The sequence below is a fragment of the Streptococcus sp. OMI870 genome (genome assembly GCF_047460295.1).
Lineage (GTDB): Bacteria > Bacillota > Bacilli > Lactobacillales > Streptococcaceae > Streptococcus.
The window spans coordinates 197,080-219,147 of record NZ_JASHGM010000002.1 but is presented as its reverse complement, the minus strand read 5'-3'; the positions used below and the strand labels follow the sequence as shown (position 1 = coordinate 219,147).

Below are 22,068 nucleotides of genomic sequence, written 5' to 3'. Positions count from 1 at the left end.
TTTCTAACCCAACAAGTGATTTTCCAAGACTTGTTTGCTGTAGTCAAAGTCTTCTAATTGCAAGTAGTACTCAGCAGAGTCGATCAAAGCCTTAGCTGGAGCAAGTCCGATGAGTTCTGTTCCGATGATTCGAACACCATAGCGTTGTGCTTCGAAACGAACGGTTTCAACGACGCGATACAATGGGAATTTTTCCAAGTTGACCATGTTGATAGAAACTTGGGCAATGTTGCGATCTTCTAGCATAACACCAATCGCTTTACAGTATTTGTATCCACCGCTGGATCCGCGAATGATTTTAGAAATGTTATTGGCAATTTCTAGATCATCTGTGTCAAGGTTGACATTGAAGGCAACGAGTGGCATACGGACACCGACAGCAGTAACCCCTGCAGTTGGGTGAATCTTGCGTTCACCGTAGTCTGGTTTCCAGTCTTCTTCCAACAATTTTTCTGGCATTCCTTCGAATTGGCCTTTACGAACTTTAGCGAGGTTGGTGCGTTCTGGACGGGTTGCGGCATCTTCATAGAGGAAGATTGGAATACCCAATTCACGATTGATTCGTTCTGCCACTTTATTAGCGATTTCGACACATTCATCTGTTGTGATATCTTTGACTGGAACGAATGGACAAACGTCTGTTGCTCCCATCCGAGGGTGTTCGCCTTCGTGTTTGGTCATATCGATGTTTTCAGATGCGTATTTTACCAATTGGAAAGCCGCTTCTTGAATGGTTTCTTCATCCCCAACGAGTGTAAAGACGCTGCGGTTGTGGCTAGCATCAGACGAATAGTCTAATAATGTAACACCTGGAATGCTTTTTGCAGTAGCGACTAATCCGTCGATTACAGCTTGATTGCGTCCTTCAGAGAAGTTTGGAATACACTCAACAATTTTTGCCATATGATTACCTCTTTTTATAGGAGAAGTGGGGAAGGAGGGCAATGTATTCTCCTCCCCTTTCTCAATTTTTATTTTTTTGAATTAAAACAATTTTTGAACCGCATCTTTGACCAAATCTTCGTCTGCAAGATAAGGAATAGTGATGTGGTCTGTTCCTGCATGGAGACGGTTGTATTCGATCGCTGTTTCAATAGCATGATCGTTCCGTGCCCAGTTCCGACGGGCAACCCCTCCCATGGTATCCCATGAAATAGCAGATTTGATAATTTCGTCGATTCGGTGACTACCGTCTAGAACGAGACCGAATCCTCCGTTGATAGCTTTACCGATACCAGTACCACCACCATTGTGGAGAGCAACAAGACTCATACCGCGAGCAGCGTTACCAGCGTAACATTGAACGGCCATATCACAAGTAACGTTTGATCCATCTTTGATGTTTGATGTTTCACGGAATGGAGCATCTGTACCAGATACGTCATGGTGGTCACGTCCAATCATGACAGGTCCAATCTTACCTTGGCGAATGAGTTCATTGAATTTCAAAGCAATGTTGACACGGCCCATACAATCTTGATAGAGGATACGAGCTTCTGTACCAACCACCAATTGGTTCTTTTCAGCATCGCGAATCCAGTTGTAGTTATCGCGGTCTTGGTAGCGACGAGTTGGATCAATCGCTTCCATAGCTGCATGGTCAGTTGCAATCAAGTCTTCGTGTTTACCGCTGAGGCAGACCCAACGGAATGGACCATAACCATAGTCAAAGAGCATAGGTCCCATGATATCTTCTACATAAGATGGCCAAATGAATCCGTCTTTGTCATCGAGACCATTCTTAGAAATTTCCTTGATGCCTGAGTCATAAACAGATTTCATGAAGGCATTACCATAGTCGAAGAAGTAGGTACCTTTAGCGGTCAAATCTTTAATCACTGCGAAGTGGCGAGCCAAAGTTTCATCGACGAGACGGTGGAAGGTTTCCTTGTCTTCTGCCAACAAGCGTGTCCGTTCTTCAAAGCTAATACCAGCTGGACAATAACCACCATCGTAAACGTTGTGGCAAGAGGTTTGGTCAGACAAGAGATGAACATGGACTTGGTGTTCATTGACATATTCAAGCAAGTCTACGATATTACCATGGTAGGCAATAGAAGTAGATTCACCAGCTTCCAGGGCTGCTTGAGCCAATTTCACAGCTTCTTCGGCACTGTCGGTTACTTGGCTAATCCAACCTTGGGAGTGACGAGTTTCGATCCGAGAGCGGTCTACTTCTGCAACGATGGCAACAGCTTTTGCAATTTCAGCTGCTTTCCCTTGAGCGCCACTCATCCCACCGAGACCAGATGAAATAAAGAGTTTACCGGTCAAGTCACCATCGTCAGCAACGCCGAGTTTCAGACGACCAGCATTGAGAAGGGTGTTGAAGGTACCGTGGACGATTCCTTGAGGGCCGATGTACATCCAGCCACCAGCAGTCATTTGACCGTAGTTGGTAACGCCCATCTCTTCAGCAATTTCCCAATCGTGCATGTTGTCATACTCACCAATCAATAGACCGTTGGTAATGATTACGCGAGGAGCTTCTGGTTTAGATTTGAAGAGACCGAGTGGGTGACCAGATTCAACGACCAAGGTTTGGTCTTCCGTCATGACTTCCAAGTATTTCTTGATCAAGTTGTATTGCATCCAGTTAGCACAGACAGAACCTGTTTCTCCGTAAGTGACCAATTCATATGGATAAAGAGCAATCTCAAAGCTCAAGTTGTTGTCAATCATGACCTGCATAGCCTTAGCAGCGGTGCAGTTTCCTTTGTACTCGTCAATTGGTTTTCCGTAGATGCGTTCTTTTGGACGAAAGCGGTAGCCGTAGATGCGACCACGAGTTTTTAGTTCTTCCAGGAATTCTGGGATCAACTCTTGATGGAATTTTTTAGGAATGTAACGCAGAGCATTTTTAAGGGCAATCTCTGTTTGAGCTTGCGTTAAGCGGAAGCCTCTATCTGGTGCACGACGAATACCTTCTTGAAAAGTTGCCTTTTCAGGTAGGACATCATAGTCAAGTTTGACAGACATAGCTGCTGCAATTTCTTTTTCGTCTATAAATGACATAGTGGAATCCTCCTTATAGCTGAACTATGAATTTATATTTTCTTTATTGTATCGAAGAAACGTCAATAAAGAGTCAAAAAAAAATAGAATTTTTAATAAAGCAAAAAAAAGTGAGGGGTCAACTTTTTGACTTTTTTTTGACGCTTTTTCTTTAGAATTGTAAAATGAAATTATAACGGAAATAGAAAGGAATGTTTCGTATGTCTGCTGATATTCTATTAACCCACTTTAACCAGTTGTTTTGTCCAAAGGACCTCGGCCATCCTCTTTATGGGAAGGAGATGGCAGATGCCCAAATTCTTTCCGATGCTTATATCGCCATTAAAGATGGAAAGATCCTCGCAGTTGGAACAGGTCAACCAGATCCAGAACTGATCGATGACCATACGGAAGTGAAATCCTGTGAAGGAAAGGTCGCAACACCTGGTCTGATTGATTGCCACACTCACTTAGTTTATGGAGGAAGTCGTGAGCATGAGTTTGCTAAAAAGTTAGCGGGTGTTTCTTACTTAGACATCCTCGCCCAAGGCGGTGGAATTCTTAGCACGGTTCGGGCAACACGTGAAGCATCTTTTGATAATCTCTATGACAAGTCTAAACGACTGTTGGATTATATGTTGCGTCATGGGGTGACAACTGTTGAAGCCAAGAGTGGTTACGGTTTGGATTGGGAAACTGAAAAACGCCAATTAGATGTAGTAGCAGCCTTGGACCGAGACCATGAAATTGATCTGGTTTCAACCTTTATGGCAGCTCATGCGATCCCGACAGAGTACAAGGGCCGTTCTCAAGAGTATTTAGATCTGATTATTGAACAAATGCTTCCAAAGGTAAAAGAAGACAATCTGGCTGAATTCTGTGACATCTTCTGTGAAAAGGGTGTCTTTACAGCGGATGAATCACGCTATCTTCTTTCGAAAGCAAAGGAAATGGGGTTCAAGCTACGGATTCATGCAGATGAAATCGAGTCCATCGGTGGAGTAGATGTGGCGGCTGAGTTGAAAGCAACTAGCGCAGAACACTTGATGGTCATTACCGATGAGGGCATTCAAAAACTAGCAAAAGCAAAAGTTATTGGAAATCTTTTGCCGGCAACAACCTTTAGTCTGATGGAAGATACCTATGCACCGGCTCGTAAGATGTTGGATGCTGGTATGGCTATTACCCTAACGACTGATAGCAACCCAGGCTCCTGTCCGACGGCCAATCTTCAGTTTGCCATGCACCTTGGCTGCTTCATGATGCGCCTAACTCCAGTGGAAATCCTCAATGCGGTGACCATCAATGCAGCTTATTCTGTAGATCGTGCCAAAACCATTGGATCTTTGGATATTGGAAAACAAGCAGATATCACGATTTATGATGCACCGAATCTAGATTATCTCTTCTATTTCTTTGCGACAAATCTGGTGACAGATGTTTACAAGAAAGGTCAAAAAGTCATTTAAACGGTTTCTATTTGATTGGGGACTTTGCTGGTTTGCAAGAATCAGCAAAGTCTTTTTTCTATCAGATTACCACAGTGAATGGAAGCGCTTTATTGGAGAATAAAAATTTGACCTTCAAAGAATATTTTTCTTACTTTCTGATGTACAAAAAGAGAAATTCTTGATAAAATAGAAGTTATATTGAATATTTTTTTCAATATCATCTGTTTGAACATGAAAACAGAGTGTTTAAACTATTAATAAAATGAACAGGTTTTTTTAAAATAACCTGTCTAGAAATTGTGAGGAGACAAGATGACTGTCGATTATAACAGCAAAGCTTACTTGGATAAAGTAGACGCTTGGTGGCGTGCAGCCAACTACATTTCAGCTGCTCAAATGTACTTAAAAGATAATCCATTGTTGAAGCGTGAAGTTGTTGAACATGACTTAAAAGCTCACCCAATCGGACACTGGGGAACTGTACCAGGGCAAAACTTTATCTATGCTCACTTGAACCGTACCATCAACAAATATGACTTGGATATGTTCTACATCGAAGGTCCAGGTCATGGTGGACAAGTAATGGTATCCAACTCATACTTGGATGGTTCTTATACTGAATTGAATCCAAACATCCCACAAAATGAAGAAGGCTTCAAACACCTATGTAAAATCTTCTCATTCCCAGGAGGAATCGCTTCTCACGCGGCGCCTGAAACACCAGGATCTATCCACGAAGGTGGAGAACTTGGATACGCTCTTTCTCACGCAGCTGGAGCTGTTTTGGATAATCCAGATGTGATTGCTGCAACCGTAATCGGTGATGGTGAAGGGGAAACTGGTCCATTGATGGCTGGTTGGTTGGCCAATACCTTCTTGAACCCAGTCAATGATGGTGCTGTTCTTCCAATCTTCTACCTCAACGGTGGGAAGATCCACAATCCAACAATCTTCGAACGCAAAACAGACGAAGAATTGGCCCTCTTCTTTGAAGGTCTTGGTTGGAAACCAATTTTTGCAGACGTAACGGCTATTTCTGATGATCACGAAGCTGCTCATGCTTTGTTTGCAGAAAAATTGGACGAAGCGATTGAAGAAATCAAGAAAGCCCAAGCAGAAGCTCGTAAAGGTTCTGCAGAAGAAGCAACTCAACCAGTATACCCTGTCTTAATTGCTCGTATTCCTAAAGGTTGGACTGGACCAAAAGCTTGGGAAGGAACACCAATCGAAGGTGGATTCCGTGCGCACCAAGTGCCAATCCCAGTAGATGCTCACCACATGGAGCATGTGGATGCTCTGCTTTCTTGGTTGGAATCATACCGTCCAGCTGAGTTGTTCGACGAAACTGGTAAATTACTTCCTGAGATTGCTGAAATTGCACCAAAAGGTGACCGTCGGATGGCTATGAACCCAATCACAAACGCAGGTGTCATCAAACCAATGGACACTGCTGATTGGAAGAAACATGCCTTCAAGATCGAAACACCAGGTGCTATCATGGCGCAAGATATGATCGAATTTGGTAAGTATGCAGCAGATCTTGTGGATGCGAACCCAGATAACTTCCGTATCTTTGGACCAGATGAAACCAAATCAAACCGTCTTCAAGAAGTCTTCACTCGTACAAGCCGTCAATGGTTAGGACGTATGAAACCAGACTACGATGAAGCTTTGAGCCCTGCTGGACGTGTGATTGACTCTCAATTGTCAGAACACCAAGCGGAAGGAATGCTTGAAGGATATGTCTTGACAGGTCGTCATGGATTCTTCGCATCTTACGAATCATTCCTTCGTGTCGTAGACTCTATGATTACTCAACACTTCAAATGGTTGCGTAAATCTAAGACTCACACGACATGGCGTAAAAACTACCCAGCCTTGAACTTGATTGCGACTTCAACTGTTTTCCAACAAGATCACAATGGCTACACTCACCAAGATCCAGGTATTTTGACTCACTTGGCAGAAAAAACTCCAGAATACATCCGTGAGTACTTGCCAGCAGATACTAATACGTTGCTTGCAGTGATGGACCAAGCCTTCAAGGCAGAAGATGTGATCAACTTGATCGTTTCTTCTAAACACCCACGTCCTCAATTCTACTCAGCTGACGAAGCAGAAGAATTGGTTCGTGAAGGATACAAGGTGATCGATTGGGCATCAACTGTTTCAGCAGATGAAGAGCCAGATCTTGTTATTGCAGCAGCAGGTACAGAGCCAAACTTAGAGGCACTTGCAGCCGTAACGATTCTTCACAAAGCCTTCCCAGAATTGAAGATCCGCTTTGTTAACGTTGTAGACATCTTGAAATTGCGTCACCCATCCGTCGACGCGCGTGGACTTTCAGATGAAGAGTTCGACAAGGTCTTCACCGCTGATAAACCAGTGATCTTTGCCTTCCACGGTTATGAAGGCATGATCCGTGACATCTTCTTCAACCGTCACAACCACAACTTGCGTGTGCATGGTTACCGTGAAAACGGAGATATCACAACACCATTCGATATGCGTGTGATGTCTGAGTTGGACCGCTTCCACTTGGCACAAGATGCAGCTAATGCAGCTCTTGGAGAAGCAGCAAGCGAATTTGCAGCTCAAATGGATGAAACAGTAGCCTTCCACAACGCCTATATCCGTGAAAATGGAGACGACATTCCAGAAGTTCAAAACTGGAAATGGGAAAACGTAAATAAATAATAGAAAGAGCCGGAGCAATCCGGCTTTTTTGTCTTATTTAGACCGTCTTTTACATTTCCAATTGTTTTTTTGAAACAGTTAAGCGCTGTTCCATCAGTTTGTGGAAGTCTTCTATCCACATAGAGGGTGGAATCACCTTGTGGATTGCATTGATGATGCTAGCGGTAAAAGAATTTGATATTTTTTTAAAAATATTTGATTAGCCCATCAGTAGCTAGGTGAATGATTTCCTAAAATAAAAAAGAATGCTGGAAAGTGGGATTGCTTGAGAAAGAAAATTACAAACGAATTCCAGTTTCTACAGTCAACCTGTTTTTATATCTTGGTTGACCATTAAGGGGTTGTTTGGTATAATAGGTTAACCATATTTAAAAACGAGGTTAACTAAAAAATGAAACAACATCATACTTTTTCAATTGTTCTTCCAGCTTTCGGAGCTGCTATTATTGCCACATTGGCTCAAATAGTTATCCCCATTGGTGCCGTTCCCATCACATTACAGACCTTTGCTGTGGGGCTGGTGGCCGCTATTTTTAAACCAAGAGAAGCTGCATTAGCTGGACTCCTCTATCTTCTCTTGGGAGCTATTGGTTTACCAGTTTTTGCAGGTGGAGGAGGTGGCCTTCAATCCTTCGTTAAACCTTCTGTAGGCTATTTGCTCGCTTATCCACTTTTTGCGTTTGTCACCTCTAAACTGACTCATGCTACAGCTCCTATTTGGAAAAATTTCTTAGCTTTTGTTTTAGGTGATGCTCTTGTCTTTGTCGGAGGTATCATCAGTCTTCACTTCCTTGGCAATATGCCTTGGTCTGGTGCTATAGCTGTTGGTTTAGTGCCTTTTATCATTCCTGATCTTTTGAAAGGCCTTGTTGTCGCTTTGGTGATGAAACCCATTTTAAAATCTTTAAAAAATCATAGCTACTTCCAATAAAAAAAGATTGAAGGCTCTGTTCACACGAACAATGTCTTCAATCTTTTTATTTTGCAAAATAAATGTCATAGTGCTTTGAACAAGCTGGATTAAACCGACTGTGACAATGAGAGCAAGAGATAGACTTTTGATAGTTTTCAATAGTCATCTCATGTAGACAAACACCACAGATAACTACCTTATCCTGCTTTATGTGGCAAGGATAAGCTCTAAATCTATGATCCTCTATATGATCATGACATTGATAACAGGCATAATACTTTTGACAGTCATAGCATTTTAGAGCAACAATATCTAGTGGAGAATGATAGTGTTGGCACCTACTTTCCTTATCTACCAGGAGGCCATGAATTTGTGCTACTGGTGGACAAGGAGTAGAAGCAATTGTCTTGCCCAGGACATCAGGTTCCTGATTTCTGAAAGTTTTTCTAGTGATTGTACTTTTACTATTTTCCATTAATCACATTATAGCACAAATGATTTGTATTTACAGGAGAAAAGTATAGTCGATTCACATGATTCATTGTGTCAATCTTACGCTTCTACGTAACAATAGTTTTCAGTTCTTATTTGATGAATCTTTAGGGACTGATTTTTATTTTACAATTTATAGATCTAGGAACTAAAGAAAAGACAGCTGGATATAAGTTCGGGAATCAAGCGTTTTCTAGAGAAAGATGGAAGAGTTTTCAAAGAAATATTGAAGAAAAACCGAAAAAATAGTAAAATGGAAGAGCTGATTGCAGCAAATCAATTTTTCTGTTTTCTCCTCTTTGGAGAAGTGTCCGACATTAGAAAATGGAGTATTTAATGAAGAAAAAAGTTATCTTGAAAAGCAGTATCCTAGCAGTCGCTGCCGGTCTCAGTGTTTTTGCGATCAATAGTGTCTTTGCAGACGAATTGCCCGTACAGTTCATGGGAGTCAATGACTTCCACGGTGCCTTGGAACAAACGGGGACAGCCCGTTTAGAAGGGGAGACTGTGAAGAATGCAGGAACAGCCCCACTTTTGGCAACCTATTTGAACGATTCGCAAAAAGAATTTGAAACGGAGAATGCTGGAAGTCCAAATGCTAGTATTCGTGTGCAAGCTGGAGATATGGTCGGCGCTAGTCCAGCCAACTCTGCCCTCCTTCAAGATGAACCATCTGTAAAAGTCTTCAATGAAATGAACTTTGAATACGGAACACTTGGAAACCATGAGTTTGACGAAGGACTTGGTGAATTCAACCGGATCATGAAGGGGGAAGCCCCAATACCAGGTCAATTCAACAAAATTGTGGATGAGTACCCACACGAAGCATCCAAGCAGGAAGTCGTGATTGCCAACTTGGTCGACAAAGATACTAACAAAATTCCATTTGACTGGAAACCTTATACCATCAAAGAAATCCCAGTCAATGACAAGACCGTAAAAGTTGGATTTATCGGGGTTGTTACGACAGAATTCCCAAATCTAGTCTTGCGTAAAAATCATGAACAATACCGCGTTTTGGATGAAGCAGAATCCATTGCCAAATATGCGCGTGAGTTGAATGACCAAGGGGTTCATGCCATCGCTGTCTTGGCCCACGTTGCTGCAACAAGTAAAAATGGGGTAGCAGAAGGACCAGCTGCAGACATGATCAAAAAATTAAACCAGATCTATCCTGAAAACTCTGTGGACCTTGTCTTTGCTGGTCACAACCACCAATATACAAATGGGATGGTCGGCAATACCTTGATTGTGCAAGGAACTTCTCAAGGAAAGGCCTACTCTGATGTCCGTGGAGTCTTAGATACAGATACAGCTGACTTTGTCAAAGCTCCAACTGCTAAAATTATCGCTGTCGATCCTTCTAAAGGTAAAGCTAAAGATGCCAAGGTCCAAGCGATCATCAATGAAGCCAACGAGACTGTTAAAAAGGTAACAGAAGCGAAAATTGGTTCAGCAGAAAAAGCAGAAAATATTACCCGTGAATTGAATGCGCAAAAAGAAAGTGCTGTTGGGGATCTGGTCACAGCTGCCCAATTGGATATTGCTAAAAAATCAGGCTATCCAGATGTTGATTTTGCCTTCACTAATAATGGGGGGATTCGTGCAGACCTCGTGGTGAAACCAGATGGAACTGTAACCTGGGGTGCAGCTCAAGCCGTGCAACCATTTGGAAATATCCTTCAAGTAGTCGAAATTACCGGAGACCAAATTTATAAAGCTTTGGACCAACAGTATGATGAGAAAGAACTTTACTTCTTGCAAATGGCAGGGATCAAGTACACCTATACCAAACCAGCGGATGCAACGGAAGAAAATCCTTATAAGGTCGTGAAAGTCTACAAGGCAGATGGCACAGAAATTGATCGTACCAAGACCTACAAAGCGATTATCAACGACTTCTTGTATGGTGGTGGAGATGGCTTCTCAGTCTTCCGTGATACAAAATTGATTGGGGCTATTAATCCGGATACAGAAGTCTTTATCCAATACATCGAAGATTTGAATAAGGCAGGGAAGAAGTTATCTGCTTCTATTTTAGGCAACAAGACCTTTGTAGAAAAAGTGGAAGAAGAAACTCCTGCACCTGAACCAACTCCACAACCGGAACCTCAGCCAGCACCAGTGGATCCAGCAACTCCTGTAGCTCCAGTGACTCCTGCTACCCCAACACCTCAACCTGAAAACCCAGTGAGTTCAGCTCAACCAGCTGCACCTGAAACGAAAGAAGTTGCAAGTGTTAAACCAGTCGCTGTTACCTATCATACGGGTGGTCAAGCAGAAGTAGCTGCTACGCCAGCAACTGGTCTTCCAAAAACAGGTCAAGATGAATTGGCTTCAACAGTCCTTAGCCTCTTTGGTATGACCTCACTAGCTTTGGCAGGCTTTGTAGCTAGCAAAAAACGTGAAGGTTAAGTCGTTCATACGTTAACTGACCCTAAAAAACGTCCGTTCTTTTAAGAAACGGACGTTTTTCATGTCTTAGGCTGTTGTCTCCACCCAGACACTGCGAACAAAGAAGATACTGATGAGGGCGAGGGCTAGGAAGATCCCTGCAACATAATAGTAGGGTTGGTCGAGAGTTGTTGAACGACCAGAGAGGTTAACAATGCCTCGGTAGAGGGCCCCTGCAGTTGCCGTAGCAACCGCTGAGTTCCAAAGATTGAGAGTGATTCGAGAAAGCCCCTTGACTACTAATTGTAGAGCCACTAGCAGGGCGCCACCGATCAAAGGGATCAAGAAGAGGTAGTGCATGAAGGAGGAGGTTTCGCCAAAACTAAAGTGTTCGTAGATGCGACTTCCGACAAAGAAGAAAGCTGAAATCAGAGTGTACCAGAGGATGGACTTTTTCAACCGTTGTTTAATAGGATTAGTAACCGATGTAGACAATGTCACTCACCGCCCTTTCTGAGATAGTACCATTTGTAGTTGGTTTGTTAATAACCTGGCCATTGAAGTAAAGGGTAGAAGATCCACCACCATCCAGGTTGTAGGCTGTTTTAACGCCATAAGACTTCATCACTTCCGCTAATTGGTAGAGAGACAGCCCTTGGCTTTCTGAAGTCCGTCCATCTGACACGACGATAATGTAGTGGTTTTCATCGATGATCCCAATGGCAGTTCGTGGATTAGAGGCCATGGATTGCCCCACCTCTGAATTGGTATCGACAGTTATTTCCCCATTTTCAACCAAGGAAGGTCCGAAGGCAAGGAGATTGACGACGCCATCTTCGACTAATTGATCGGCAGAGATTTCGTCTTCGTAAATAATTTTGAAGGAACCATCCTTGTAAATGGCTAAGTCGCCATTGCTAAAGTCTTCACGAACCGTATCGCGATAAACCACTCCGTTTCGGATGACATAGCCGGTGCTATTGGCTCCGTAGTAGTCTCCATTGACGGCTAGAATGGCATTATTCTCAGCTGCAGTGACAGAGGTCTTAGCCGTCACGTTTGTTCCATAGGTATTTTGGGCTAGAGCCGTCTTGAGATAGTCTGAGGAGCTAACCCTAATATCTGCAATGTAAACCTGGGTGTTTTCAACTGTTTTTTCTGTCAAGTTTACCTGGATATTGTCATCGGAGTAACTGGTATCTGTAGTGGTAGCAGTTGCTGCAGCTTTTTTGGCCGCCGTGGTATCCGATGTGGTCGCACTAACGGTTTGGATGGCATCTGATAAGACGAAGGTCTTAAGCATAGAATAGCTGAAGGAGCTTGTTAGCAGGATACCAAAACAAGCAGCATAGGTATAAGATTTTTTAAAGAATTTCATGGTGGGTAGCAGTCCTTTCTTTGAAGATCACTTTTTTCTGGATCACCCATGAGACCAGAAAGAGTAGGAAGCCAACGACAATTTTACTGATCAGGAGATTGAGCCCCAAAGCAGTATAGAAGAGTCGAATCAAGAGCGTATCTAGAATAAAGAGGCCGAGGGCTAGACCAAAGTAGCCACTTCCAGTTCGGGCTACGCTGTCTTTGTTCTTAAAGACGAGACGTTTGTTGGTCGAGTAGTTAAAGATAGAGCTGGCCACACGAGCGATCCCGTTCGCTAGGAGAATGCGAAGACTAATCGGTACGGCCATCATCACGAAAAGAAAGAAGGCGTAGACCAGGTAATCCACGATAAAGCTACTGAGGGAAGAGAGGGCAAACTTGAACATGTCCTTGTAGATCATGAGGCCGTCGCGAACAGGACGGAAGTGGGACCCTTCATTGTCATTGATGTAGACTGTTTCAATCGGAACTTCTAGGATGGGATAGGCCTTACTAGCTGCCAGCAGAACATTCATCTCATATTCATAACGCTGTCCTTCAACCTCAAGCATGAAAGGTAACATATTTGTAGTGAAGGCCCGTAAGCCTGTTTGGGTATCGCTGACCGCCACTCCGGTTTGTTGTTTGAAGAGGAAACGGGTCAATTTATTCCCGAAAGCAGAACGCAAAGGAACTTGGCCAGAAAAGGCGCGTGCTCCTAAAATAAGTGCTCCAGGATGCTCTTGAGATTGCTTAACAACTCTGAAAATATCCCAAATTTTGTGCTGACCGTCTGCATCAGCTGTAACAATGCTTCCATAGGTACCTCTTTCTAGGATGTATGCATAAGCAGTCTTGAGAGATTGCCCTTTTCCTTGGTTGTGCTCGTGGGTCAGGACTGTCGCAAGACCGTCCAATTTGTCAAAAATCACTTTCTTGTCGGCGTCACTACCATCGTCGACCACGATGATTTCAAGATCACTTTTAGCATGGACCAAGCGAACCAATTTGACAAGATTCAGATCCGGTTGATAGGCGGGGATGATAAGATAATTCATAATCGTTCCTCGTTTCTTGAGATTTGTTGTAGCTAGTATAAAGACTCAAGCTTAAAGCTAACTGATATCAGTTTTCTTTAAGGAAAAGGGATAGGAAAGGAGTATCTTTCCTTCTATAATTGTCATTTTTCAGGGGAAGCTTTCCTTTCATCTCATAGGACACGCAAAAAAATGATGTTTCAAATCCTAAAGATAATCCTTGCCTTTGTTCGAAAAGTCTGGTATAATAGTTTCTTGTGAGTAAACCTCACTTACCCCTTGCAAAGACTTGGGGTCATTAGTCCAAAAGGAGGAACATTATCAATGGCTAAATACGAAATTCTTTATATTATTCGTCCAAACATTGAAGAAGAAGCTAAAAACGCTTTGGTAGCACGTTTCGATTCTATCTTGACTGACAACGGTGCAACTGTTGTTGAATCAAAAGATTGGGAAAAACGTCGTCTTGCATACGAAATCCAAGATTTCCGTGAAGGACTTTACCACATCGTAAACGTTGAAGCGAACGACGACGCAGCTCTTAACGAGTTCGACCGTCTTTCAAAAATCAACGGTGACATTCTTCGTCACATGATCGTAAAAGTTGACGCGTAAGAAATCATCAGAGGTGACTTATGATTAACAATGTTGTACTTGTCGGTCGTATGACCCGTGATGCTGAACTTCGCTATACTCCAAGCAATCAAGCAGTTGCTACTTTCAGCCTAGCTGTCAACCGCAACTTCAAGAGTCAGAATGGAGAGCGCGAAGCCGATTTCATCAACTGTGTGATCTGGCGTCAGCAAGCAGAAAACTTAGCAAATTGGGCTAAGAAAGGTGCTTTGATTGGGATTACCGGTCGCATTCAAACACGTAATTACGAAAACCAGCAAGGTCAACGTGTTTATGTCACTGAAGTCGTAGCAGATAGCTTCCAATTATTGGAAAGCCGTGCAGCACGCGAAGGGCATGCAGGTGGAGGTTATTCATCAGGCAATGGTGGTTTTGCTGGAAATGCAACCCCAAGCTTTGGTGGATCTGAACCAAGTAATGCAGTACCTAACTTTGGTCGTGAGGAAAACCCATTTGGAGCTAATCCAATGGATATCTCAGACGACGATCTTCCATTCTAAGAATGGGTTTAACGAATTAAAACTATAAAGGAGAATTAAACATGGCTCAACAACGTCGTGGCGGATTCAAACGCCGTAAAAAAGTTGATTACATCGCAGCAAACAAAATCGAATATGTCGATTACAAAGATACTGAGCTTCTTAGCCGTTTCGTTTCAGAACGTGGGAAAATCCTTCCTCGTCGTGTAACTGGAACTTCAGCGAAGAACCAACGTAAAGTAACAACAGCTATCAAACGCGCTCGCGTAATGGCTTTGATGCCTTTCGTAAACGAAGATTAAAGAAAAGACCCTGGTGGGTCTTTTTTTCAGGTTCGGGTGGACCTCTTTGACCTTTCCCTAGCTCTAATCGTGTTATAATGTGGGAAGAAATATATCAAGGAGGGAACTATGAAGGAAGGTGTAATCATCAGGAGGATGATAAAGGCAGATATTGAGCACATCTCTCAAGCCTTTATCCACCAAGGGTGGCCGGGTAGAAAGGATATCTTGACCAGCTATTTTCAGGATCAGGAGAATGGAGAAAGGGACGTATTAGTAGTTGAGTCGGATGGACTTGTGGCAGGTTATATCACTATATTGCCTGCTGCCAAGCACGGTCCTTTCGTGGGAGTCTATCCTGAACTATCTGATTTTAATGTTTTTGAGCCATTTAGAAATCGAGGAATTGGGAATCAACTCTTAGAAGAGGCGGAAAAAAGAGTCCGGCTACTATCAGAGTTTGTTACTTTAGGGGTTGGTTTACACTCGGGTTATGGCCCAGCTCAAAGACTGTATGTTAAACGAGGCTATATCCCAGATGGATCTGGAATTTGGTTTAGGGATCAGCCCTTGGCCCCTTACAGTTCTTGTGAAAACAATGATGACTTAGTCCTCTATTTTTCAAAAAGGTTGAACAGGGAAATACAGTAAAACAAAAACGGATGAAAACTTCATCCGTTTTCTTAGCGACGAGTTGCGGGTGCTGTGCTCGAACTTTTAATATTAAAACGTTTCTTGAGGTAGAAGCGAAGGGCGAGTGCTAAAGCTCCTAAAAGGATCGCAAGGATATCTGGAATGGTTGGGTTGAGGACTTGTGGGAGTAATGAGGTGAAGGACAAGACGATGACCCAAAGGAACATGACGCCAACAAGAATCGGCATAGATTTCCAAAGAGAGGGACGCTCACTGCGATCTTTTGTGCCATCCATATACTGATAGAAGAAGTAGTACATGAGGTATAAGAGCAGAGCCCCTGTCAAACTTCCAAGAATCAAGGTGATCAAACCATAGCCAGTACGACGCGGTGCGACCAAGTTCATGAAGGCTGAAATGGCAGCAAAGACACCAAAAATAAAGAGGAAGGAATCCAAAATCATGAGAGAAGGAGCATCGTTTAATTTTGGATGCTCTTTTTCATAGCGTTCTTTCTCGCTGAAAGAGTTAGCCCAGACAGTTGGAGCTCCAAAAAGAGTCCGTGCCGGAATTCCTTTTCCTTGGTTCTCATGGATAGCTGGAAGAATTTCTTGGAGGAGGCTTTCTGCTTCTTCCTCTGTCTTTCCGTTTTCAAGCAATTGGTGTTTGGCGATCCGGATAAATTCTTGGTTTTTCTTGCTAAGTTGGCTAAGATCGATGTGAGACATAAATACTCCTTTGATATACAAGTGTTGTTAGAACCATTTTTTATGGATGAGGTAGATGACGAGGGATCCAGTCAGGGCAAAGGCGATGAAGATAATGAGCCAAAAGGCATGGGCTTCGCCGTTGAGCGGAAGCTCATTGTCCTTGAAGTTCATCCCATAGGCCGAGAAAATCATGGTTGGGATGGACATGACGATGGTCACCATAGCCAAGGTCTTCATGATATTATTCTGGTTGTTGGAGATGATCGATGCGAAGGTATCGGTCATGGAGTGGAGGATGTTTCCATAAATATCCGCCATCTCAATGGCCTGTTGAGTCTCGATCAAGGTATCTTCCAATAGATCCTCGTCTTCCAGGTATTTCTTGATGTTACTAGTGGCACTGGTCAATTTCTTGATCACGCGCTCATTGGTTTTCAGAGAGGCCTTGAAGTAGACGATGGTTTTTTCTAACTCCATCAGTTCAATCAGCTCTTCGTTACGAGTTGATTTATGGAGTTGACTTTCAATCTGTTCACTCTTGCGATCCAGGGTACGAAGCGCGGTCAAGTAGAGCTCGGCATTTCGATAAAGGATCTGAAAGATAAAGCGAGACCGCATGAAGGTATAGAAATTCCGTAAGCGACGATTGATAAAGGTATCTAGCAAAGGCAATTCTTCCAAACATGTGGTGATAATGGCCTCTTCAGTTAGAATGATTCCCAAAGGGATGGTGACATAGTAGGTCTGGTTGTTCCGCTCTTCCTTGATGGGAACGTCTACGATGATCAAGGTATACTCATCTTCGATGGTCATACGGGACATTTCTTCCGCATCGAGTGGTGCCCGTAAGTCGGCAATATCAATATTAAATGCAGAGGCGATTTCCATTGATTCACTTTGAGAAGGGTTGACAAGGTTGATCCAGCTACCGGGTTCCAGTGTCTCTATTTCTTTAAATTCAGTCGTTGTTGATAAAAAGACCTGTTTCATGGTGCCTCCCCTTGTTTTTTTACACCTTAACATTATAACAGAAAAAGCACGTTTTTGGATAAAAGAATACTAAAAAATTTGTTATAATGGAGGATAACAAAAAGGTGAATTAGAGTAAAAACATGCAAGATAAAATTGTCATTCATGGGGCACGCGCCCATAATTTAAAAAATATAGATGTGGAAATTCCACGCGATAAGTTGGTCGTGGTGACGGGCTTGTCAGGATCTGGAAAGTCTAGTCTGGCCTTTGACACCCTCTATGCAGAAGGCCAACGTCGTTACGTGGAGAGCTTGTCAGCCTATGCTCGGCAGTTTTTGGGGAATATGGAAAAACCCGATGTAGATTCGATTGATGGCTTAAGCCCCGCTATTTCTATCGACCAAAAAACCACTAGTAAAAATCCGCGTTCCACTGTGGGGACGGCAACTGAGATCAATGACTACCTGCGCTTGCTCTATGCGCGTGTAGGTACGCCTTATTGTATCAATGGCCATGGGGCGATTACCGCTTCTTCAGTTGAGCAGATCGTTGATCAAGTTTTGGAATTACCAGAGCGCCAGCGCCTGCAAATTTTAGCCCCTATTATCCGCAAGAAAAAAGGCCAGCATAAGAATATTATTGAAAAGGTGCAAAAAGACGGCTATGTTCGGGTGCGGGTTGACGGTGAGATCTATGATGTGACAGAGGTCCCAGAACTGTCTAAAAGCAAACAGCACACGATTGAAGTGGTGGTGGACCGGATCGTGATCAAAGAGGGCATCCGCTCGCGTCTCTTTGATTCGATTGAGGCAGCTCTTCGGATAGCGGACGGTTATGTAGTGATTGATACCATGGATGGAAAGGAACTGCTCTTTTCGGAGCACTATGCTTGTCCAGTCTGTGGCTTTACCGTTCCTGAATTAGAGCCCCGTCTCTTTTCTTTCAATGCGCCTTTTGGCTCTTGTCCAGATTGTGATGGACTAGGGATCAAGCTAGAAGTTGATTTGGATTTAGTGGTGCCAGATGATCGCTTAAGCCTTCGCGAAGGAGCCCTTGCTCCTTGGAATCCGATCTCTTCCAACTACTATCCTCAGATGTTGGAACAGGCCATGATCCAGTTTGGTATTAATATGGATCAGCCTTTCTCAGAACTTTCTCCAGAAGAAAAGGACCTGGTCCTCTATGGTTCAAAGGGCAAGGAATTCCACTTCCACTATGAAAATGAGTTTGGTGGGGTTCGAGATATCGACATTCCCTTTGAAGGAGTCGTAACCAATATTCACCGTCGTTTCCGTGAGACCAATAGTGATTTCACCCGCAACCAAATGCGCTCCTATATGAACGAATTGACCTGTGCGACCTGCCATGGCTACCGTCTCAATGACCAGGCTCTTTCTGTTCGTGTTGGTGGGGAGAAAGGGATGCATATCGGGGAGGTGTCGGATCTATCGATTGCGGATCATTTGAAAGCCGTTGATCAGTTGGTTTTAACGGACAATGAAGCTACGATTGCAAGACCGATTCTAAAAGAGATTAAGGATCGCTTGACCTTCTTAAACAATGTAGGCCTCAACTACTTGACCTTGTCTCGATCAGCTGGGACCTTGTCAGGTGGAGAAAGCCAGCGCATTCGCTTGGCAACCCAGATCGGTTCAAACCTCTCTGGAGTCCTTTATATCTTGGATGAGCCGTCAATCGGGCTCCACCAGCGGGACAATGACCGCCTGATTGCCAGTCTCAAAAAGATGCGTGATTTAGGCAATACCTTGATCGTCGTCGAACACGACGAAGATACCATGAGAGAAGCAGACTACCTGATCGACGTCGGCCCAGGTGCCGGTGTCTTTGGTGGAGAGATCGTTGCTGCGGGAACTCCAAAGCAGGTGGCTCGTAATAGTAAATCCATTACCGGCCAATATTTGTCCGGCAAGCGCAAGATTCCGGTTCCAACAGAGCGCCGTTCAGGAAATGGTCGTTCTATTGAAATTACAGGGGCCAGTGAGAACAACTTACAAGATATTACAGCGCGTTTTCCTCTGGGCAAATTTATCGCAGTCACTGGAGTTTCCGGTTCTGGGAAATCGACCTTGATCAATGGCATCTTGAAAAAAGCCATCGCTCAAAAGCTCAACCGCAATTCGGAAAAACCAGGGAAATACAAGACCATTCAGGGGATTGAGCATATCGATCGCTTGATCGACATTGATCAAAGTCCGATTGGCCGGACTCCTCGTTCCAATCCAGCGACCTATACAGGCGTCTTCGATGACATTCGCGATCTCTTTGCTCAGACCAATGAAGCCAAAATTCGGGGCTATAAAAAAGGCCGCTTTAGTTTCAATGTCAAGGGTGGGCGTTGTGAAGCCTGCTCAGGAGATGGGATCATCAAGATTGAAATGCACTTCTTACCGGATGTCTTTGTTCCTTGTGAAGTCTGCCATGGACGTCGTTACAATAGTGAGACTCTCGAAGTCCACTACAAGGAAAAAAATATCGCAGAAGTGCTGGATATGACGGTCAAAAAGGCAGTCGAATTCTTCAAGCACATTCCAAAAATTGAACGCAAACTCAAGACCATCCAAGATGTGGGCTTGGGCTATGTAACGCTGGGTCAACCAGCGACCACTCTTTCAGGTGGGGAGGCACAACGGATGAAGTTGGCTTCCGAATTGCACAAGCGCTCTACAGGGAAATCCTTCTATATCTTGGATGAACCAACGACAGGTCTCCATACCGAAGACATTTCCCGCTTGATCAAGGTCTTAGAACGGTTTGTGGATGATGGCAATACGGTCCTTGTGATCGAGCACAATTTGGATGTCATTAAGACGGCAGACCATATCATTGATTTAGGACCGGAAGGCGGTGTCGGTGGTGGAACCATTATTGCAACTGGAACACCAGAGGAGGTCGCAACAACCCCTGCTAGCTACACAGGACAGTATTTGAAAGGAAAACTACAATGAACCAACGGATCAGTAACTTAAGAAACAAAATGAAAGCTCAAAACCTCAAAGCGGTACTGATTAACAATTTAAAAAATGTTTTTTATTTGACCAATTTTTGGGGATCAAATGGGACTGCCTTGGTGACAGAAGAACGTGTGGTACTCTTCACCGATTCACGCTACACTATCCATGCCCATGCGACTTGTTTTCCCTTTGTAGAGATTGTGGAAACCCGCGATGAGTTGACTGCCGCTGCAGAGATCGTCAAGGACCTTGGGATCAAAGATCTTGGTTTTGAGGACGAAGTGACGGTGGCCTACCATGCCCGGATGACGGCTGTTTTCAGTGGCGTCAACCTTCAACCTCTAGCGAACTTCGTCATGGAATTGCGCTTGATTAAGGATGAAACAGAGATTGCGGCCATTAAAAAAGCTTGTAGTATTTCGGACCAAGCCTTCCATGATATTTTAGACTATATCAAGGTAGGGAAAACGACAGAGTTGGAAGCAGCGACTTTCCTAGATTTTAGAATGCGGGAGTTGGGGGCTTCTGGTGTATCTTTTGATATTATTTCAGCAGCTGGCGAACGCTCTGCCATGCCTCACGCGACTCCAAGTGATCGGGTGATTTCAGCAGGAGATGCCTTGACCCTTGATTTTGGCTGTTTGTATGACCACTATGTCAGTGATATGACTCGGACGATCTACGCTGGCCATGTCAGCGACAAGGAAAGAGAAATCTACGAAACAGTTTTAAAAGCCAATCAAGCTTTGATTGCTGCTGCTAAAGATGGTCTTGGCTTCCGTGATTTTGATAAAATCCCTCGGGATGTGATTGAAGCAGCCGGCTATGGCCAATACTTCACTCATGGAATCGGTCATGGGATTGGGCTGGATATCCATGAAGAACCCTACTTCAGCCAAACGTCTAAAGAGGTGATCAAGGCGGGGATGGTCTTGACAGATGAGCCGGGAATCTACATTGAAGGGCTATCTGGTGTGCGCATCGAAGATGACCTCTTGATCACGGAAACAGGCTGTGAGGTCTTGACCCTTGCTCCAAAAGAATTGATTGTTCTATAGAATCGATTGAGTTTTTCTTAGCTCCTATTTAAAAAATAACAATAAGAAAAGAGGCCTATGAAAAAACATATTTTAGTATTGGGAATCCTTCTAGTAGCCCTTCTATTTGTATTTGTCCCTCAAGCCCATGCGGGTGTTGGGAATACACATAGTGGTGGTAGTAGCACTATTCATTCTGGTGGTGGTGGCGGTGGAAGTAGTTGGTCTGGTGGATCCAGTAGCTACAGTTCTAGTTCTGGAACAGACTCTGGTGGTATTGCAGTTGTCGCTATCATTGGCTTAGTTGGTTTTGTCTATAATCTGGCCAAAGAGGCTAATGAGAGTGATGATTCGTCCTATTCAAATAATGGTCCAAAATGGACAACCGAAGAACGGGCGGGTCGACCAATTGAAAACAACTATGAAGCGATTCGCCGCATCCGAAAATTGGACCCAATGTTTGATGAAGACCGCTTTTTGTCGCAAGTCAAGCTGGTTTACCTTCAATTACAGTCTGCCTGGACAGAAAAAGATTGGAATTCTGTTCGAAACTTAGAAAGTACCAGTCTTTATGAGCAACACTTGACGCAGTTGCAAGAGCATATTCGAGCAAAAACGACCAATGTTTTAGAGCGCGTGCGTGTGGAAAATTCGAAGATCAAAGACTTTATCGAAAATCCAGGTGGCAATGACCGCATCGAAGTCATTCTATCTTCGACCATGAGAGATTACATTCGAAACGATGAATCGGGTCGTGTGATCGAAGGGGATCCAACCAAAGATCTCTTTACCGTTTACCGCATGGTCTTTCTCCGGGAACACGGGGCTCAGACAGAGATCATTAAGAATTCAGAAGTCGTCAGTGATCACTGTCCGAACTGTGGTGCACCACTGACCATCGATTCGATCGACAAGTGTGAATATTGCCAAGCGTCCTTGAAACACAATCCAAAAGATTGGGTCTTGGATGTTTATGAAGTTGTGGATGAAATTGAATTCTACAGATAGGAGAAT

19 protein-coding genes are annotated in these 22,068 nt (G+C 43.7%); 11 read left to right on the top strand and 8 right to left on the bottom strand.

The genetic code is table 11. The features are described from left to right. Nucleotides 1–3: 3 nt before the first annotated feature. Together ftcD and QM968_RS05140 are read right to left on the bottom strand one after the other, a co-directional pair. Nucleotides 4–903: a glutamate formimidoyltransferase gene (gene ftcD / locus QM968_RS05145; protein WP_006595667.1), complete on the bottom strand. Its 900-nt coding sequence runs from the start codon at nt 901–903 to the stop codon at nt 4–6. Nucleotides 904–984: 81 nt separating this feature from the next. Then, nucleotides 985–3,015 carry a urocanate hydratase gene (locus QM968_RS05140; protein WP_009731605.1) on the bottom strand — a complete coding sequence of 677 codons (2,031 nt, stop codon included), beginning with the start codon at nt 3,013–3,015 and terminating at the stop codon, nt 985–987. A 200-nt stretch (nt 3,016–3,215) separates the two neighbouring features. Between QM968_RS05140 and hutI the strand changes: the two genes are divergently transcribed. From hutI to QM968_RS05125, 3 genes are all read left to right on the top strand, one after another. Continuing rightward, nucleotides 3,216–4,463, top strand: a complete 1,248-nt coding sequence (hutI, locus tag QM968_RS05135; protein WP_414326013.1) for an imidazolonepropionase — start codon at nt 3,216–3,218, stop codon at nt 4,461–4,463. Nucleotides 4,464–4,757: 294 nt separating this feature from the next. Further along, on the top strand, nt 4,758–7,142 hold the full coding sequence (locus QM968_RS05130; RefSeq protein ID WP_414326012.1) for a phosphoketolase: 2,385 nt from the start codon (nt 4,758–4,760) through the stop codon (nt 7,140–7,142). A gap of 391 nt (nt 7,143–7,533) precedes the next feature. After that, nucleotides 7,534–8,073 (top strand): biotin transporter BioY, encoded by a 540-nt coding sequence (locus QM968_RS05125; protein WP_009731602.1) that lies wholly within the window; start codon nt 7,534–7,536, stop codon nt 8,071–8,073. A 46-nt stretch (nt 8,074–8,119) separates the two neighbouring features. Here the strand turns inward: QM968_RS05125 and QM968_RS05120 are convergent, their stop codons facing one another. Beyond that, a complete protein-coding gene (locus QM968_RS05120; RefSeq protein ID WP_414326077.1) occupies nt 8,120–8,458 on the bottom strand; it encodes a CHY zinc finger protein in 339 nt (112 codons plus the stop codon). 425 nt (nt 8,459–8,883) lie between these two features. Here QM968_RS05120 and QM968_RS05115 point away from each other — a divergent pair, with 425 nt between their 5' ends. Next, nucleotides 8,884–10,962: a surface-anchored 5'-nucleotidase gene (locus tag QM968_RS05115; protein WP_414326011.1), complete on the top strand. Its 2,079-nt coding sequence runs from the start codon at nt 8,884–8,886 to the stop codon at nt 10,960–10,962. A gap of 66 nt (nt 10,963–11,028) precedes the next feature. Here the strand turns inward: QM968_RS05115 and QM968_RS05110 are convergent, their stop codons facing one another. The 3 genes from QM968_RS05110 to QM968_RS05100 are packed head-to-tail and all read right to left on the bottom strand — an operon-like array spanning nt 11,029 to nt 13,358. Beyond that, nucleotides 11,029–11,436, bottom strand: a complete 408-nt coding sequence (locus tag QM968_RS05110; RefSeq protein ID WP_414326075.1) for a hypothetical protein — start codon at nt 11,434–11,436, stop codon at nt 11,029–11,031. Continuing rightward, nucleotides 11,417–12,319: a phosphodiester glycosidase family protein gene (locus QM968_RS05105; protein WP_414326010.1), complete on the bottom strand. Its 903-nt coding sequence runs from the start codon at nt 12,317–12,319 to the stop codon at nt 11,417–11,419. The genes QM968_RS05110 and QM968_RS05105 overlap by 20 nt, the downstream gene beginning before the upstream one ends. Continuing rightward, nucleotides 12,306–13,358 carry a GtrA family protein gene (locus QM968_RS05100; RefSeq protein WP_414326009.1) on the bottom strand — a complete coding sequence of 351 codons (1,053 nt, stop codon included), beginning with the start codon at nt 13,356–13,358 and terminating at the stop codon, nt 12,306–12,308. Before QM968_RS05100 ends, QM968_RS05105 begins: the two co-directional genes overlap by 14 nt. A gap of 303 nt (nt 13,359–13,661) precedes the next feature. Between QM968_RS05100 and rpsF the strand changes: the two genes are divergently transcribed. The 4 genes from rpsF (at nt 13,662) to QM968_RS05080 (ending at nt 15,381) form a co-directional block, all read left to right on the top strand. Beyond that, entirely contained in the window at nt 13,662–13,952 is a 291-nt protein-coding gene (gene rpsF, locus QM968_RS05095; RefSeq protein WP_006595679.1) for a 30S ribosomal protein S6, read from the top strand. 20 nt (nt 13,953–13,972) lie between these two features. Then, entirely contained in the window at nt 13,973–14,470 is a 498-nt protein-coding gene (locus QM968_RS05090) for a single-stranded DNA-binding protein (RefSeq protein ID WP_414326008.1), read from the top strand. 41 nt (nt 14,471–14,511) lie between these two features. Continuing rightward, nucleotides 14,512–14,751 (top strand): 30S ribosomal protein S18, encoded by a 240-nt coding sequence (rpsR, locus tag QM968_RS05085; protein WP_000068664.1) that lies wholly within the window; start codon nt 14,512–14,514, stop codon nt 14,749–14,751. A gap of 108 nt (nt 14,752–14,859) precedes the next feature. Further along, on the top strand, nt 14,860–15,381 hold the full coding sequence (locus QM968_RS05080; RefSeq protein ID WP_414326007.1) for a GNAT family N-acetyltransferase: 522 nt from the start codon (nt 14,860–14,862) through the stop codon (nt 15,379–15,381). 32 nt (nt 15,382–15,413) lie between these two features. On the opposite strand, the gene QM968_RS05075 is transcribed toward QM968_RS05080, so the two are convergent. Continuing rightward, complete coding sequence (locus QM968_RS05075) at nt 15,414–16,091, bottom strand: DUF1129 domain-containing protein (protein WP_414326006.1); 678 nt, start codon at nt 16,089–16,091, stop codon at nt 15,414–15,416. A gap of 27 nt (nt 16,092–16,118) precedes the next feature. Next, nucleotides 16,119–17,063, bottom strand: coding sequence for a magnesium transporter CorA family protein (locus QM968_RS05070; RefSeq protein WP_414326005.1), 945 nt, complete (start codon nt 17,061–17,063; stop codon nt 16,119–16,121). Between the two features lie 122 nt (nt 17,064–17,185). Between QM968_RS05070 and uvrA the strand changes: the two genes are divergently transcribed. From uvrA to QM968_RS05055, 3 genes are read left to right on the top strand one after another with little or no spacing between them, the layout of a single operon-like run. Then, nucleotides 17,186–20,011 (top strand): excinuclease ABC subunit UvrA, encoded by a 2,826-nt coding sequence (uvrA, locus tag QM968_RS05065; protein WP_414382756.1) that lies wholly within the window; start codon nt 17,186–17,188, stop codon nt 20,009–20,011. Next, on the top strand, nt 20,008–21,075 hold the full coding sequence (locus tag QM968_RS05060) for a M24 family metallopeptidase (RefSeq protein WP_414382753.1): 1,068 nt from the start codon (nt 20,008–20,010) through the stop codon (nt 21,073–21,075). The genes uvrA and QM968_RS05060 overlap by 4 nt, the downstream gene beginning before the upstream one ends. A 57-nt stretch (nt 21,076–21,132) precedes the next feature. Next, nucleotides 21,133–22,062, top strand: coding sequence for a TIM44-like domain-containing protein (locus QM968_RS05055; RefSeq protein ID WP_414382750.1), 930 nt, complete (start codon nt 21,133–21,135; stop codon nt 22,060–22,062). Nucleotides 22,063–22,068: the final 6 nt, after the last annotated feature.